Annotated in this window: 16 protein-coding genes; 4 read left to right on the top strand and 12 right to left on the bottom strand. The window is 64.8% G+C overall.

What is annotated here, in order from left to right:
* Positions 1–1,082 (bottom strand): sigma 54-interacting transcriptional regulator (locus ABWP50_RS07035; protein ID WP_353217285.1); only part of this gene is annotated, 1,082 nt, incomplete at its 3' end.
* A gap of 167 nt (positions 1,083–1,249) precedes the next feature.
* A complete protein-coding gene (mnmA, locus tag ABWP50_RS07030; protein WP_353217323.1) occupies positions 1,250–2,383 on the bottom strand; it encodes a tRNA 2-thiouridine(34) synthase MnmA in 1,134 nt (377 codons plus the stop codon).
* A 180-nt stretch (positions 2,384–2,563) separates the two neighbouring features.
* Between mnmA and ABWP50_RS07025 the strand changes: the two genes are divergently transcribed.
* Complete coding sequence (locus ABWP50_RS07025) at positions 2,564–2,851, top strand: DUF1153 domain-containing protein (protein ID WP_353217284.1); 288 nt, start codon at positions 2,564–2,566, stop codon at positions 2,849–2,851.
* A gap of 134 nt (positions 2,852–2,985) precedes the next feature.
* Positions 2,986–3,690: a response regulator transcription factor gene (locus ABWP50_RS07020; RefSeq protein WP_353217283.1), complete on the top strand. Its 705-nt coding sequence runs from the start codon at positions 2,986–2,988 to the stop codon at positions 3,688–3,690.
* Positions 3,691–3,837: 147 nt separating this feature from the next.
* Here ABWP50_RS07020 and ABWP50_RS07015 read toward each other — a convergent pair whose 3' ends face one another.
* From ABWP50_RS07015 to rpiB, 5 genes are read right to left on the bottom strand one after another with little or no spacing between them, the layout of a single operon-like run.
* Positions 3,838–4,599, bottom strand: a complete 762-nt coding sequence (locus tag ABWP50_RS07015) for an RNA methyltransferase (protein ID WP_353217282.1) — start codon at positions 4,597–4,599, stop codon at positions 3,838–3,840.
* Between the two features lie 7 nt (positions 4,600–4,606).
* Entirely contained in the window at positions 4,607–5,086 is a 480-nt protein-coding gene (nrdR, locus tag ABWP50_RS07010) for a transcriptional regulator NrdR (RefSeq protein ID WP_353217281.1), read from the bottom strand.
* Positions 5,086–5,460 (bottom strand): hypothetical protein, encoded by a 375-nt coding sequence (locus ABWP50_RS07005; protein ID WP_353217280.1) that lies wholly within the window; start codon positions 5,458–5,460, stop codon positions 5,086–5,088. The genes nrdR and ABWP50_RS07005 overlap by 1 nt, the downstream gene beginning before the upstream one ends.
* Before the next feature lie 30 nt (positions 5,461–5,490).
* Positions 5,491–6,798, bottom strand: a complete 1,308-nt coding sequence (gene glyA / locus ABWP50_RS07000) for a serine hydroxymethyltransferase (RefSeq protein WP_353217279.1) — start codon at positions 6,796–6,798, stop codon at positions 5,491–5,493.
* Positions 6,799–6,809: 11 nt separating this feature from the next.
* Positions 6,810–7,238, bottom strand: coding sequence for a ribose 5-phosphate isomerase B (gene rpiB, locus ABWP50_RS06995; protein ID WP_353217278.1), 429 nt, complete (start codon positions 7,236–7,238; stop codon positions 6,810–6,812).
* A gap of 295 nt (positions 7,239–7,533) precedes the next feature.
* Between rpiB and ABWP50_RS06990 the strand changes: the two genes are divergently transcribed.
* Positions 7,534–8,412, top strand: coding sequence for an OmpA family protein (locus tag ABWP50_RS06990; protein ID WP_353217277.1), 879 nt, complete (start codon positions 7,534–7,536; stop codon positions 8,410–8,412).
* A gap of 23 nt (positions 8,413–8,435) precedes the next feature.
* On the opposite strand, the gene ABWP50_RS06985 is transcribed toward ABWP50_RS06990, so the two are convergent.
* From ABWP50_RS06985 to murI, 3 genes are read right to left on the bottom strand one after another with little or no spacing between them, the layout of a single operon-like run.
* Positions 8,436–9,482, bottom strand: coding sequence for an enoyl-CoA hydratase/isomerase family protein (locus ABWP50_RS06985; protein ID WP_353217276.1), 1,047 nt, complete (start codon positions 9,480–9,482; stop codon positions 8,436–8,438).
* On the bottom strand, positions 9,479–9,952 hold the full coding sequence (locus ABWP50_RS06980; protein WP_353217275.1) for a PaaI family thioesterase: 474 nt from the start codon (positions 9,950–9,952) through the stop codon (positions 9,479–9,481). The genes ABWP50_RS06985 and ABWP50_RS06980 overlap by 4 nt, the downstream gene beginning before the upstream one ends.
* Entirely contained in the window at positions 9,939–10,715 is a 777-nt protein-coding gene (gene murI, locus ABWP50_RS06975; protein ID WP_502951004.1) for a glutamate racemase, read from the bottom strand. The genes ABWP50_RS06980 and murI overlap by 14 nt, the downstream gene beginning before the upstream one ends.
* 62 nt (positions 10,716–10,777) lie before the next feature.
* Between murI and ABWP50_RS06970 the strand changes: the two genes are divergently transcribed.
* The gene (locus tag ABWP50_RS06970) at positions 10,778–11,665 is read left to right on the top strand and encodes a lysophospholipid acyltransferase family protein (RefSeq protein WP_353217274.1); all 888 of its coding nucleotides are present in this window, start codon (positions 10,778–10,780) and stop codon (positions 11,663–11,665) included.
* A gap of 24 nt (positions 11,666–11,689) precedes the next feature.
* Here ABWP50_RS06970 and ABWP50_RS06965 read toward each other — a convergent pair whose 3' ends face one another.
* Together ABWP50_RS06965 and ABWP50_RS06960 are read right to left on the bottom strand one after the other, a co-directional pair.
* Positions 11,690–11,836: a hypothetical protein gene (locus ABWP50_RS06965; protein ID WP_353217273.1), complete on the bottom strand. Its 147-nt coding sequence runs from the start codon at positions 11,834–11,836 to the stop codon at positions 11,690–11,692.
* A 20-nt stretch (positions 11,837–11,856) separates the two neighbouring features.
* Positions 11,857–13,135, bottom strand: a 1,279-nt coding sequence (locus ABWP50_RS06960) for a tetratricopeptide repeat protein (RefSeq protein ID WP_353217272.1), incomplete at its 5' end; no start/stop codon positions are given.

Below are 13,135 nucleotides of genomic sequence, written 5' to 3'. Positions count from 1 at the left end.
AGCGCGCCTGACAGTTCGCCGGGAAGCGCCGCTGATGGTGTTGTCTGCGGGTAAAGGCTTCCGCCAGGGGCCAGCGGCGGCCCTGCATCGATTACCAGATCATTGATGCCGATATCCGGGCCATCACACAGCACCAGCGCGCGATCGAGCACATTGCCAAGCTCGCGGGCGTTGCCCGGCCAGCCGTGCGCCAGCAGGCGCCCACGGGCCGCCGCCGTCAGCCAGGGCACCAGGCCATCGCCAACAGCGCGGCCCAGCAGCCAGTGCGCGGCGATGGCCAGAATGTCGCCGGGGCGCGCCGCCAGCGGCAGGGTGCGCAGCGGGAACACCGCCAGCCGCCAATAAAGATCGGCGCGGAAGCGGCCGGCTGCCACTTCGCCGGCCAGATCGCGATTGCCCGCTGCAATGATGCGCACATCCACGGCAACCGGCCGCCCCGCGCCCACTGGCTGCACTTCGCGTTCCTGCAGCACGCGCAGCAGCTTGGCCTGCGCCGCCAGCGGCAATTCGCCAACTTCGTCCAGAAACAGCGTGCCGCTATCGGCGCTGCGCACCAGCCCCGGCGATGACTGCACCGCGCCGGTGAACGCACCGCGCTCATGGCCGAACAACGTGGCTTCGACCATCTGATCGGCTAGCGCCGCACAGTTCACTGCCACCAGCGGGCGCGTGCGCCGCGCCGACGCGGCGTGCACGAGGCGGGCGAGGCCTTCCTTGCCGGTGCCGGTTGGCCCTTCGATCAACACGCCGGTGGAGGTAGCGCCGACCCGGCGCGCCAGATCGAGCAGGGCGCGGCTGGCCGGATCGGCCGCCGCCGGATGATCCGGCCGCGCAAAGGCCGCGGCCAGCGCCAGCGCCCAGGCTTCATCGCCGGGCGCCACATCGATGTGCAGGCCGCAGCCCGCCAGCCGGGCCTGCCCGATTATGGCCGGCACAAAAATTACATGGCGGCGCGTATCAAGCGGCAGGCCCTGCGGCCGTTTATCCCCAATGACAACAATCAGATCGCCCGGATCAAACGCAGCAAGGCCGGGCAACCAGGCGGGGGCGGGCATTGGCAGGGCGGGGACAGGCGTGCTCATGCCCCTTCCCTGTGCAACTTGCGTGCCAGTCGCCTTTATGAACAGGCGCGGCAGCAAACAGGGTTAAGGCGGCGTTACGCGTCAAAAAACCGACAGCAAGAGCGTCAAGCGGATGCCACAGTGTCGGAATTCCGACAGGGGCATTTTGTTCAATTATCTGTGCAGCTTCAGGCCGGTTGTGGGGCCGGATGGGCCGGCAGCGTGGACAGGATGGTGCCGCCGGCCACCAAATGTTCACCCAGATAGGCCACTGCAGCCTGGCCCGGCGCCACGCCGTGCTGCGGCACATCGAACACCAGCATGTCGCCTGTCAGCCGGGCGGCTGCGAGCGGCGCCATCGATCGCACTTTGATCATCAAGCCGGCGTCCAGCGGCCCCAGCCGGTTGATACCGTCCAGCCGCACGGCGGCCACGGCCAGCGCGCTGCGCGGCCCGACGATGACGCGGTTGGCGGCGGCATCGATGCCGGTCACATACAGCGGCTCGGCCTGGCCGCCCAGTTCCAGCCCGCGCCGCTGCCCGACCGTGTAGCGGTGGATGCCGCCATGCTGCGCCAACACCTGCCCGCGCGCATCGACGATATCGCCGGGCATCGCCAATTCCGGGCGCAGCCGTTCCAGCACGGCGACGTAATCGCCTCCCGGCACAAAACAAATATCCTGGCTGTCGGGCTTGGCAGCCACGCCCAGCCCATAGGCGTGTGCCAGCGCGCGGGTTTCGGCCTTGGCCAGCGCGCCCAGCGGAAAGCGCAGATACTCCAGCTGCGCCTGCGTGGTGGCCCACAGGAAATAGCTCTGGTCCTTGCTGTGATCGGCGCCGCGGTGCAGCTCCGCGCCGTGCGGGCCCTCAATTCGCTGCACATAATGGCCAGTCAGCAGCGCTTCGGCGCCCAGATCGCGCGCCAATGCCAGCAGATCGGTGAATTTCACGGTGCGATTGCACTCCACGCACGGCACCGGGGTGCGGCCGGCGGCATAGGCATCCACAAAAGCCTCGATTACGCTGTTTTTGAACCGGCTTTCCATATCGACGACATAATGGGCAATGCCCAGCCGCTCGGCAGCGGCGCGGGCGTCGCGGATATCGGCGCCGGCACAACATGCCCCGGGGCGGCGCGCGGCCGCGCCTTGATCATACAGCTGCAGCGTGATGCCCACCACATCGCAGCCGGCGGCATGGGCCAGCGCAGCCACCACCGAACTGTCCACGCCGCCCGACATCGCCACAGCCACGCGGCGACCGGCAAGCGGCTGCAACACCGCCGCAGCCGCTGCGGGCACCGCCGCAGCCGCTGCGGGCATTGCCGGCAAGGCGTTAGAGTTCATCATGATGCCGGGGCAATGCGGATGCACCGCGCCGCCGTCAAGGGCTGCTCGCGGGTAAACCCCCGGCCGCCGGTGCCGTGGATATGCATACACCATGATCTTGAAGGGCGTTGCCGCCCACGCCCCCCAAGCCCCCCCCCCCCGCGAGGAGAGTTTATGTCGTATATGTCTCCGCCGCCGCCCGGGTTGGACCGCGATGGACTGCCGCCAGCGGACACGGTGCGCTGGGTGCCCAGTCGCAAGGCCGCTGTGCTGAATGCCATCAACAGCGGCAAGATCAGCCTGGATGAAGCCTGCCGGCGCTGGAGCTTGAGCGTTGAGGAGCTGCAACTCTGGCAGCGCGCCATGGACAAGGTGGGCACTCCCGGCCTGCGCGTCACCCGCGTGCAAATCTATCGTTCTCTGTTCGAAACACCAGACAGCGAGCCGCGCGACGCCGGCTGATCGCGAAAACAGGACAAAATGTGGCCGATTTTTTTGTTTACGAATATGGTTAACAATGATTATAACCGCAATGGGGTCGGTGTCAGTTGCGTTCGTGGCTGCCAGGGGTCAATCCGAAACCGGAGTAAGTGTGCATGCGCGTTTTGCTGATCGAAGACGACCGGGCCATGGCACGCAGCGTGGAGCGTATGCTCGACGAAGCGAGCGTGGAGCACGAGACTGCCAGTACGGGTGAGCTGGCACTTGAATATGCTCGAACCTATGAATTTGACGTTGTGTTGCTCGATCTCACGCTGCCAGACATGAACGGGCAGGATGTTTTGCGCCAGTTGCGCCAGTTGCGGATCAACACACCGGTGCTGATCCTGTCCGGCGATGCGGAAACCAGCACGAAAATCACCGGCTTTGGCGCTGGCGCTGACGATTATGTCACCAAGCCCTTTGATCGGCAGGAGTTGATGGCGCGGCTGCATGCGTTGGTGCGGCGCAGCCAGGGCCATGGCCAATCGGTTATCACCACCGGGCCAGTAGCCGTGGATCTGGCCGCACGCAGTGTCACCGTGGACGGCAAGCGGGTCGCCCTGACCGGCAAGGAATATGCCATCCTCGAAATGCTGTCCCTGCGCAAGGGCATGACATTGACCAAGGAAATGTTCTTGTCGCATCTTTATGGCGGCCGCGACGAGCCTGAATTGAAGATCATCGACGTGTTTGTCTGCAAACTGCGCAAGAAGCTGTATCTTGCCGGCGCGCCGGCTTCTGGCTGCATCGAAACCGTGTGGGGCCGCGGCTATTCATTGCGCGATCCAGAACCAGCGGAATTTCACGCCGTCGCCTGATCCAGCTGCATTCTGCGGCCGTTGCACGCTGGTGCCATGGCCCGCGCCCATATCAAGGGCCGCCACCCTACAGACGGGCTGGCGGCCCTTTTTTTGCGGCCAAAATCCCAGCGCAGGCAATATCGCAGCCCTGCTGCCGCGCTGCCATCAGGATGGTCGGCGCGGTCCCGCAAGGCTGCGCACCACACCGCGCAGGAAGCGCACCTCGCCGCCGGTAAAGCCGGGCCGGGTGAAAATATTGGCAAGCATGCGGCGCGATACGTCGCGTAGGCCGGGTGCCGGATTGAACCAGCCGTTTTCGGTCAGGCGCGCCTCCAGCGCCGCAATCAGCCCGGCCAGTTCCGATTGGGGCGCAGGCCCTTCGCAATTGACCATCACGCTGGCCGGTGGGCTGTGGTGGCCCACCACCCAAGCATAGCCCAGCACCGCCACCGCCTGCGCCAGATTCAGGCTGCCGAAATCGGGATTGCTGGGGATGGTGCAGATCGCATGGCAGGCCAGCAGATCATCCCGGGTCAGGCCGGTGCGTTCGGGGCCAAACACCAGGGCGCTGCGGGTGGGCAGCGCCTGCATTTCGGCGACAGCACCAGCCGGTGACAGCACGCGGCGCAGCATGTCACGCGTGGTCATCGCGGTGCCGATGGTGAAATGGCAATCGGCCACCGCACTGGCCAGCGTGTCGTGCACGCGCGCCTGCTCGATCACCGCATCGGCGCCGGCAGCCGACGGCCCGGCATCCGGATTGGGCCAGCCATCGCGCGGCTGGACCAGGCGCAGATCGGCAAGGCCGAAATTGCACATCGCCCGCGCTGCGGCGCCGATATTCTGGCCAAGCTGCGGGCGCACCAGCACAATCACTGGCGGGCACGGCGGCAGATTGGCAGAATCGCTGGTTTCGGGCGCTGGCATGGGGGGCCTAGTCCGCCCCATCCCTGGCGCCCTTCACAGCTTGCGAAAAGCCGCCGACGAATGTTTCGAAATCGCGAGCCTCGCGGAAATCCCGATAGACGCTGGCAAAGCGGATATAGGCCACCGGATCGAGCGCCTGCAGCGCCGCCATGACCATTTCGCCGACAACATTGGCGTCGATATCGCTTTCACCCAGCGATTCCAGTTGGCGCACCACGCCATTGACCAGCCGCTCGAGACGTTCCGGCGACACAGGCCGCTTGCGGCAGGCGGTCATGATCGAACGCGCCAGCTTGTCCCTGTCAAACGGCTCGCGCTTGCCGCTTTTCTTGACGATCACCAGTTCGCGCAATTGCACGCGTTCGAATGTCGTGAAGCGGCCGCCGCAAGCCGGGCATTGCCGCCGCCGCCTAATGGCCGCGCTGTCTTCGGTCGGCCGGCTGTCCTTCACCTGCGTATCGTCATTGCCGCAGAACGGGCAGCGCATCAGCTTTTCTTGGTGATGGTGCGCAAGAAGCCCAGCGCAGCGCCGATGATCAGGCCCCAGAACATGCCGATGAATGAAAAGACCAGGCCGACAAAAAAGCCGACTGCGCCGCCGATCAGCACATTGCGGCCAATATCGCTGGTTCCAAACGGGCCGGCCTTGGCCAGCAGATCATTGGTGCCGCGCTTGATCTGGTCCCCGGTCGGATTGTCGAGCAAACCGCCAACCACCTGCCCGGCCTTGGTGAAGCCCGCATCGACAATATCGGCGACCTGCTTGCCTTTGTCGCTTTCCAGCGCCCGCTTGCCGGCAGCCACGGCGTCATCGGCCATTTGCTGCGCCTTGTTCGGGCCGTCGCTGTCATTGGTCGGCATGGCAAATCCTTTGCGGCAGACAGATCAGGCTCAAGCCGGATAAATCGGGAAGCGCGCGCACAAGGCGCGCACCCGCCGGTTCACGGCTTGTTCGACGGCGTGATTGCCGTCCTGCCCGTTTGCCGCCAGCCCGTCGAGCACATCGGCGATCATGTCACCGATGGCCTGAAATTCGGCAATGCCAAAGCCGCGCGTGGTGCCTGCCGGCGAACCGACGCGGATGCCGCTGGTTTGCGCCGGTGGCAGCGGATCGAACGGCACCCCATTCTTGTTGCAGGTGATGCCGGCCCGCTCCAGCGCTTCATCGGCCTGCTTGCCGGTGATGCCCTTGGGCGAAAGATCGATCAGCGCCAGATGTGTATCGGTGCCGCCCGCCACCACGGCGCAGCCGCGATCGACCAGCCGTGCCGCCAGCGCCTGCGCATTGCTGACCACGGCGCGCGAATAATCCTTGAACTCCGGTAGCAACGCCTCGCCAAACGCCACCGCCTTGGCCGCGATCACATGCATCAATGGCCCGCCCTGCAAGCCCGGGAACACGGCGCTGTTGAACTTCTTGCCCAGATCGGCATCGCGCGACAGGATCATGCCGCCGCGCGGGCCGCGCAGCGTCTTGTGGGTGGTGGTGGTTACCACATCGGCGTGCGGGATCGGCGACGGATGGACACCAGCGGCAACCAAGCCGGAAAAATGCGCCATATCGACCAGCAGGCGGGCACCAACCTTGTCGGCAATCGCACGGAACCGCGCAAAATCGATGATGCGCGGATAGGCCGAACCGCCAGCGATGATCAGCACCGGCTTGTGCTCGACAGCCAGCCGCTCGACCTCGTCATAATCGATCAGATGATCTTCACGGCGCACGCCATATTGCACGGCGTTGAACCACTTGCCGCTTTGCGCTGCCTTGGCGCCGTGGGTCAGGTGGCCGCCGGCATCAAGGCTCATGCCCAGGATGGTGTCGCCGGGCTTGGTCAGCGCCAGCATCACGGCGCCATTGGCCTGCGCACCTGAATGCGGCTGCACATTGGCATAGGCCGCGCCAAACAATTGCTTGGCCCGGTCGATGGCGAGTTGCTCCACCAGATCGGACGGGTGGCAGCCCTGATAATAGCGCTTGCCGGGATAGCCTTCGGCATATTTGTTGGTGAACACGCTGCCCTGCGCTTCCAGAACGGCGCGCGACACGATATTTTCCGATGCAATCAGCTCGATCTGGTTCTGCTGGCGGTCCAGTTCAGCGGCCATGGCGGCGGCAACGGCCGGATCGCTGTGCGCTACCGGGGTTGCAAAAAAACCGGTGTCGGCGGGCTGGGCCACGATGGGACGGCTGCTCATGTAATCACTCCTTAACCCAGCTTGGCGACACGGCCAGCATGGCGGCCACCTTCGAACGAGGTGGACATAAATTCGGCCACGCAATCGCGCGCCATTTCGATGCCGATTATCCGGCTGCCCAGCGCAATGCAATTGGCGTCGTTGTGCTGGCGCGCCAACCGCGCCATCAAGCCGCTGGTCACCAAGGCGCAGCGCACCCCGGCGATGCGATTGGCGGCAATGGAAATGCCGATGCCGCTGCCGCAGATGGCGATGCCCTTTTCGGCGCGGCCTTGGGCGATTGCCGTGCCCAGCGCATGGCCGAAATCCGGGTAATCCACGCTGGCTTCGCTGTCTGGCCCAAGATCGAGCACGTCATGGCCAGCGGCGCGCAATTCTACGACCAACGCGGCCTTGAGCGCATAGCCGGCATGATCGGACGCAAACGCAATGGTGGGCACAGGCTGACGACTCCGGCGGACAGCGACTGCTACTACGCGGATCGGCTGGCGGTGCCAACAAATGCCTGTCACCATGGCGGCATCGTGACCGAACAGGCCATTGCTTTGGCACACGGCATCTTGTTTGGCGGCCCCGCCCGCACGGTGCGGGCTGCACTGCATCCAGCACGGCAAACCGTTGATCGGCATTCTGGCCCGTGGTAATTCGCCGGTTAAGAAACCATGCTTGACCACCAGCACAGGTGACGGCGTTGATCGTGATCGGGCTGCAACCAGAGATTACAGGACGGAACAGATGATCAGGATCATAGCCATCGGCATCGCCATGCTGGCAGCCCATGGCCAACTGGCCGCGCAGCAATATTTGCCGGCTGGACCCAATCCAGCCGGCCAAACTGTTGATGGCCAAACCGTCACCGGCCAGCGCGGCGTGCCCGGCCCGGACATCAAGGGCTATATTTCGGCGCGCAACGGGAATCGCATTGCTGTGGTGGCCGACAATGGCACCAGGACGGTGATTACACTGGATGCCGCCACCGAGGTGAAGGGCCGCGGCGGCCTGTTTGGCGGCAATGGCAAATATGGCGTGAATTCGCTGATGAACGGCCTGCCGGTGACGGTGAAAACGCGCCAGGCCGGCGATACCCTGGTGGCCAGTGTCGTCACGTTCCGGGGCAATGATTTCAAGACTGCCGCGATGATTCGCGCCGGCACCGCACAGGGCTTTGAAGAACAAACCGCCGCCACCGCTGCGGTGTCTGCCGCCACCGAAGCGCTGCGTGGCCGCGTGGCCGATATCGACAATTACAATGTGAAAAGCTCCACCAATGTCTATTTCGACACCGGCAAATGGACGCTGTCGGAAAAAGCCAAGGCTGAACTGTGCACTGCCGCCGCCGCCGCCGAAAGCACGCCCAACGCCTTGCTGCTCGTGGTCGGCTACACCGATTCTGTGGGTGACGATGATTTTAATCAAGAGCTGAGCGAAAAGCGCGCCAGCCGGGTGATGGCGCATCTTCAGCAAGTGTGCCGCTGGAAACAATTCCGCACCCTCACCCCCAGCGGCATGGCCAAATCCGATCCTGCCGCGGATAACAGCACCGAAGAAGGCAAGGCGCAGAACCGCCGGGTGACGGTTAACGTGCTGGTCAGCAAGGCGGTGGATGCTCTGTAATGGCGGGCGGGCTTGCTGCCGGCTTACTCAAAGCTCAAATCCCCCGTTTCCGGTACTTCGAAATGCCGCGCCACATCATCGTCGCTGATCGCTTCCAGCGTGGCGGGCAGCCATTTGGGATTGCGATCCTTGTCGATCAGCTGGGCGCGGATGCCTTCGAAGAAATCATGGCCATTCCGGATTTCGCAAACCATGCGATATTCGTTGATCAGCGCCGCTTCGATCTCCACACCGCGTGCGGCGCGCAGGCCAGCGAGGCTGAGCTTGCAGCTGATCGGTGACATGCGCGCGATGATGGCGGCCTGCGCCTGCGCCCAATCATCGCCGGCGTTCAGGCTGGTCATGATATCCTCCATCCTGTCGTGGCCGAAATGATAATCGATGGCATCGCGGTAGGCGGCCAGCGGCGCTTCGCCGGCATCTTCATCGAAAGCTGCCAAAATCTCGCCCAGCGGTTCGTGGCTGGTGGCCAGCAGATCGCACAGCGTTGGCAAATGCACGGACGGCACATAGTGGGTGGCGATGCCGCAATAGCGCAGATCGGCGGCCTTCAGCCGCGCACCCGTCAGCGCGAGCCACGCGCCGATCTCGCCGGGCAGCGCCGCCAGCGCGTGGGTGCCGCCGACATCGGGGATCAGGCCGATGCCGGTTTCGGGCATGGCAAACAGCGTGCGTTCGGTGGCGACACGGAACGGCCCGTGGATGGACAGGCCAACCCCGCCGCCCATGGTAATGCCATCAATGAGCGCCACCCACGGCTTGCCGCAGCGCGCGATCGCCTGGTTCATGCGATATTCGTCGTGAAAGAAATTTTCCCACAAGCGCCGGTTTTCGCGGCCTTCGCGGCCGAGCAGCGCCACATCGCCGCCTGCGCAAAACGCCCGGTCACCGGCGCCGGCGATCACGATGTGCGCCGCTGCCGGATCGCCGATGGCTGAGATGATGGCGCGGTGGATGCTGACAGCCATGGCATGATTGAGCGCATTCAGCGCCTGCGGGCGGTTGAGTGTGATCCACAGCGCATGGCCGCGCTGTTCAACCATGACTTCAGGTGAGGTATCTGTGTTCATGTGCGTTCCACCAAGGCGCTGGGGCCATCCAGATCGAGCGGGACAGCTGATGTTGTGAGACGCGCGAGCAGCGTGCCGGCTGCATCGAACAAATCCGCTTCCATGAAGGCAACGCGCTTGCCCAGCTTGATGCAGCGGCCTTCGGCAAACAGCGGCACGCCGGCGCGGGCGGGCGCGAAGAAGCTGGTTTTCATTTCGATGCTCGGAATGCCGATGCGCTTGCCGGCCTTGACGATGGCTGCGGTTGCCGCGGCATCGTCCAGCATCGCCACCACGATGCCGCCCTGGATATTGCCCATCGGGTTGCGGCAGGCGGCGATGGGCAGAAACTTCATCTTCACGCGCCCGGCTGCGCTGTCGATTTCCAATATTTCCTGGCCGAGCAATTCGGCCGTGGGCGGCACGAAACGGTTCATCCGCGCCATCAGATCTTCATCGTTCAGCGCCATCACGCCCTCATGGATGTTCAAGTTCGAGGCCGTAGCGGTGCAGCGCGCCGCGCAGCAGGTCAACCTCGATTTCCGGTTCTGCCATCGGGCCGGTAAACAGCGCGCGGCCGCGGCCATTGCCCGCCTGCCCGTTTTGCGCCAGCAGCACCGCCACCCGCCGGGCGATGCCGGGGCCGCCGTCCACAAAACCAATGCCCGGCGCGGCTGCCTGCAACTGGCTCAAGAGCAACGGGAAATGCGTGCAGGCCAGCACGATCTGATCGATACGCTCGCCGCCGGGCTGATCGTGCAGCGCCGCCAGTTCCGGCGCCACATCCGCCGCCGATACCGCCGCCCCGCGCAGATAGGCTTCGGCCAATTCCACCAGCCGCGCCGAACCATAGCGCAGCACCGTGCAATCGCCGGCATGCTGCGCCGACAACCGGTCCACATAGGGTTGCCGCACCGTCGCGTGCGTGCCCAGCACACCGATCACCCGGCTGATGGAGCGTTCGGCGGCTGGCTTGATGGCTGGCACCGTGCCCACCACCGGCACATCCAGCACAGCGCGGGCGTGGGCCAGCGCAATCGTGGACGCGGTGTTGCAGGCAATCACCAGCAGATCGGGCCGCAGCCGCTCCGTCAGGCGGCCAAGCAGCGCACACACGCGGGTGGCAACCTCCATCTCGGTCTTGGTGCCATAGGGAAATCCCGCATTGTCAGCCACATAGGTGATATCGATGGCCGGCAGCAGCGCGCGCACATCATCAAGAACAGACAAGCCGCCCACACCGGAATCAAGCATCAACACATGCGCCATCATATGCCTGTAGCGGGCCGGCGCGGCTTGCGGCAAGAAGGCCGGCGATGGATGCCAAAACCGCCCCAAACCCGCAGTTTTCAGACTGGCCGCCGCCGCTGCCCGATGCCAGCGGCTTTGTGGCGCCGCCGGTGCCGGGGGCCGCTGCTGCGACGGCACGATTTTTGCGCGCCGTGGCCGCCGATCCTGTTGCCGGCGCGCGCGTGGTGCGGCGCGGGCTGTGGATGGCGGCAATCGCGGCGCTGTGCGTGCCCACCCAGATGCTGTGGCGGGCGGCGGGCTGGGAATCGCCGTGGGCGCAGCGTTTTCTGCGCTGGGGCGCGCGCGCCTGCGGTATCCGGGTGCGGATGATCGGCCAGCCGGTGGGCCATAACGTGTTTTACATTGCCAATCATCTCAGCTGGTCAGACGCGATGATCCTGGGCAGCTGTACTGGCGCAGCCTTTGTGGCGCAGGATGGCATCGCCATGTGGCCGGGCCTGTCCTTGCTGTGCCGCATCAACGATACGATCTTTGTCAATCGCAGCGACCGCATGGGTGTGCCGCGCCAGATTGCGCAACTGCGCGCGGTGTTTGCCGGGCGCAGCCGGGTGGCGATGTTTGCCGAAGCCAGTTGCAGCGATGGCCGCCGCCTGCTTCCGTTCAAGGCACCGCTGTTTGCCATGCTGGTGCCGCCGCCGCCCGGCGCGGTGATTCAGCCGGTGGTGATCGATTGTGACGAAGCCGGGCGCAATCTGGCGTGGGTGGGCATGGAAACCGGCGCTGCCAACCTTTGGCGCCTGCTCGCCCGCCCCGGCACCTGGGACGTGCGCGTGCATTTCCTGGCACCCTTCAGTCCGGCCGACACCCCAGACCGCAAGGCGCTTTCGGCGCGGGCTCGCGGCGCGATTGCCGCCAAATTGTCGGAAACACTGGGCGGCCGCCCGGTGGCCTGATCGGCGTTGTTTTCGGCGGCTTGGTCAATCGCGCTTGGCCAGCGCCCGGGCAATGCCGCCGCCAAAGATCAGCCCGAAACAAATGCCAAGCGCCACTTGACCAAAAATCACCCCCAACAGCATGCAGATCACGAACACGCCGCCGCCGCTGATCGTCTGCTTGGTCTGCATGCAAAATCCATCCTGCTTGTTCAGGCACGCGGGTTGATCGCCCGTGCCAGTCTGTCCTGCGCCGCGGCTTGCGCGTTCATCTGCAATGCCGTGTAGATATCAGCGGCAACACGGTGCAGATCGGCAGACCGCCACGGCGACGCCAGCACTGTTTCGATCATGGCGCGGGCCTGCGCATTGCGGCCATTGCCCAGCAGCGCCCGCGCCAGTGCCACCTTGGCTTCACCAAACGGCCGCGCCGCATGGTTTTTTTCGGCAAATTGCAGCGCGCAGGGCCAATCGCCTTTGGCCACACAATGATCGATGGCGTGGCCATAGGCTGCTTGCGGAAACTGCCCGATGCGCTGCTGCCAGATCGCCCATGCCTGCGCATACAGTTGCTTGGCAGCGAGCACATCGCCGCGTTTTTCGGCAATGCCCGCCAGCGCATCAAGGAATTCCGGATGGCCAGTGCGGCGGACGATATCACGGTAAAGCGCCTCTGCCTCGCTGGTCTTGCCCTGCAGGGTGAGCACTTCGGCGATATGCTCTTCGATCAACCAGTGACCGGGGAAGATGCGGTCCCCATCGCGAAAATGCACCAGCGCATCGTCAAGCCGGCCGCGATCAAGATCGAGGATGCCGCGCTGCAATTCCAGATAGGCGCGCACCTGGGGCATCGGCGGTTGCAGATCGGCGATGGCCTGCGCAAACAGCGCATCGGCCTGATCGGCCGCGCCGGTGCGCGCTGCGTGGATCGCGCGGTTGAAAATGGCCATGCCGGGGGACAGCGCATCGGCACGGTCATACAGCGCCAGCGCGGCCTGATAATCGCCGCGATAAAAGGCGATGTCCCCGCGCATCGCCGCCATTTCCGCCTGCTGCGGCGGCGCCGGCTTCATGAAATACTGGTCCATGGCCGCCAGCATGGTTTCGGCGTCGGCCAATCGGTGCATGCTGAAATCCAGCTTGGCATGCATCATGTGCGGGCCGCTTTTTGGCACCGCCACCTTGAAAGCCGCCTTCAGCGCGCGCTGCGCATTCGCATAATCATCGTAGGAACCGGTCAGCTGCGCGCGCATCAGATATTGGCCAGCCAGCAACTCGTGCATCAGCCATTGATCACGGCCAGCGTCAGCCGCAGCGCGCGCATTGACAATGCCGTCATCCGCCAGTTTCAGGGCCTGGGCATGGCTGCGGCCAAAACTGACCGCCGAATAAGGCGAATCTTCCCAGATATGCACCGTGGGAACCGTCGCTGGCGGTGGTGCCGGTTCGCGGTTGATCACGCTTTCGGCGGCCCACAGCACAGCCACGGCC

The organism is Sandarakinorhabdus sp., from assembly GCF_040398645.1.
Taxonomy (GTDB): Bacteria; Pseudomonadota; Alphaproteobacteria; order Sphingomonadales; family Sphingomonadaceae; genus Sandarakinorhabdus.
The sequence above is the reverse complement of the archived record's forward strand: the minus strand, read 5'-3'. Positions and strand labels throughout refer to the sequence as shown.

What these genes read in the sequence shown, in the direction of transcription:
- ABWP50_RS06985 (WP_353217276.1), bottom strand. Translation starts at nt 9,482, where the DNA reads ATGAACACAGATACCTCACCTGAAGTCATGGTTGAACAGCGCGGCCAT.
- ABWP50_RS06970 (WP_353217274.1), top strand. Translation starts at nt 10,778, where the DNA reads ATGGATGCCAAAACCGCCCCAAACCCGCAGTTTTCAGACTGGCCGCCG.
- ABWP50_RS07005 (WP_353217280.1), bottom strand. Translation starts at nt 5,460, where the DNA reads ATGCCGACCAATGACAGCGACGGCCCGAACAAGGCGCAGCAAATGGCC.
- ABWP50_RS06965 (WP_353217273.1), bottom strand. Translation starts at nt 11,836, where the DNA reads ATGCAGACCAAGCAGACGATCAGCGGCGGCGGCGTGTTCGTGATCTGC.
- ABWP50_RS07020 (WP_353217283.1), top strand. Translation starts at nt 2,986, where the DNA reads ATGCGCGTTTTGCTGATCGAAGACGACCGGGCCATGGCACGCAGCGTG.
- mnmA (WP_353217323.1), bottom strand. Translation starts at nt 2,383, where the DNA reads ATGCCCGCAGCGGCTGCGGCGGTGCCCGCAGCGGCTGCGGCGGTGTTG.
- ABWP50_RS06990 (WP_353217277.1), top strand. Translation starts at nt 7,534, where the DNA reads ATGATCAGGATCATAGCCATCGGCATCGCCATGCTGGCAGCCCATGGC.
- murI (WP_502951004.1), bottom strand. Translation starts at nt 10,715, where the DNA reads ATGCTTGATTCCGGTGTGGGCGGCTTGTCTGTTCTTGATGATGTGCGC.
- ABWP50_RS07025 (WP_353217284.1), top strand. Translation starts at nt 2,564, where the DNA reads ATGTCGTATATGTCTCCGCCGCCGCCCGGGTTGGACCGCGATGGACTG.
- glyA (WP_353217279.1), bottom strand. Translation starts at nt 6,798, where the DNA reads ATGAGCAGCCGTCCCATCGTGGCCCAGCCCGCCGACACCGGTTTTTTT.
- nrdR (WP_353217281.1), bottom strand. Translation starts at nt 5,086, where the DNA reads ATGCGCTGCCCGTTCTGCGGCAATGACGATACGCAGGTGAAGGACAGC.
- ABWP50_RS07015 (WP_353217282.1), bottom strand. Translation starts at nt 4,599, where the DNA reads ATGCCAGCGCCCGAAACCAGCGATTCTGCCAATCTGCCGCCGTGCCCG.